This window comes from Kitasatospora sp. GP30, from assembly GCF_029892145.1.
Taxonomy (GTDB): Bacteria; Actinomycetota; Actinomycetes; order Streptomycetales; family Streptomycetaceae; genus Kitasatospora; species Kitasatospora acidiphila.
On sequence record NZ_JARZAH010000110.1, the window covers coordinates 1 to 1042 of the forward strand.

At 65.1% G+C, this 1042-nt stretch carries 1 protein-coding gene and 1 pseudogene; one reads left to right on the top strand and one right to left on the bottom strand.

Annotated elements, in window-relative coordinates; translation table 11 throughout:
• Positions 1–326: 326 nt before the first annotated feature.
• Complete coding sequence (locus P3T35_RS40340; protein WP_101384289.1) at positions 327–647, bottom strand: hypothetical protein; 321 nt, start codon at positions 645–647, stop codon at positions 327–329.
• A 60-nt stretch (positions 648–707) separates the two neighbouring features.
• On the opposite strand from P3T35_RS40340, the pseudogene P3T35_RS40345 reads away from it, so the two are divergent.
• Positions 708–950, top strand: a pseudogene (locus P3T35_RS40345) (hypothetical protein); the annotation flags it as partial.
• Positions 951–1042 lie beyond the last annotated feature (92 nt).

Here is a 1042-nt window from a genome sequence, read left to right on the forward strand (position 1 = left end):
CGGCTTCTTCTTCCCCATGCTCTCCATGATGGACATCATCCTTACCGGGGCCGAAGCCCCTGATCAGGGGTGTCCGTCAAAGCGAATCAAGCCCACCCGCAGCAGTCGCTTGCCGACCAGGTCGGCAACGGACAACTCCTCTTCGTCGGTCATCCGCCGATGCTCGCATGACGTTCAGCACGGGGACACCCGATTTCGCGCCTCCACTCCCGTAGGACAGGTCCGACAAGATCTGGAATAGAGAACCAGGCTGACTCGACGTCCGAGCCGTTGGCGGGCCTGCCGGGCAGTTCCGGTAGGCCCGCCGGATTCCAGGTGAGGCGTGCTCAGTCGCTGCGGCGGCCCATGGCGGGCATGCCGAGGTAGGTGTGAGTGCGGTCGGTGAGGTCGCCCATGGCACGGAGTTTGTCGTGGGCTGCGGCGAGGGTGGCCTCCAGGCCAGCGACTTCGCCGTGCCAGCCGCGCTGTTGGGCCTCGGCGATCCGGGCTTCGAGGTTGACGGCGATCTCGGCGAGGCGGTCCTTCTCGGCCGGGTCAGGCCGAAGGACGGGGCAGCGTATGCAGGCTTCTCTGAACTTGGGGCCGGTCTGTCCAAAGCCTCTGATCTGTAGCTCTCTGAAACCGAATTGGTGATGCCGGGGGATCACAGCGCGATGTTCCGGAGAGCGAGGACCGCTCCGCCTGCCACCTCAGTACTGTGACTTCGCATGACCGACACCGAGATCGAGATCACTGCGGACCTGGTCCGCGACCTGCTGCAAGAGCAACATCCAGACCTTGCAGGGCTGGCCATCCGTGAGGTGGTGGGCGGTTGGGGCAACCAGATGTGGCGCCTCGGGGACGAGTTGGCCGTTCGCATGCAGCGTATGGACCCCACCCCGGAACTCCAGCTCAAGGAGCGGCGGTGGCTCCCCGTGCTGGCCCCGCGCCTGCCGCTCCCGGTGCCGACTGGGCTTGATTCGCTTTGACGGACACCCCTGATCAGGGGCTTCGGCCCCGGTAAGGATGATGTCCATCATGGAGAGCATGGGGAAGAAGAAGC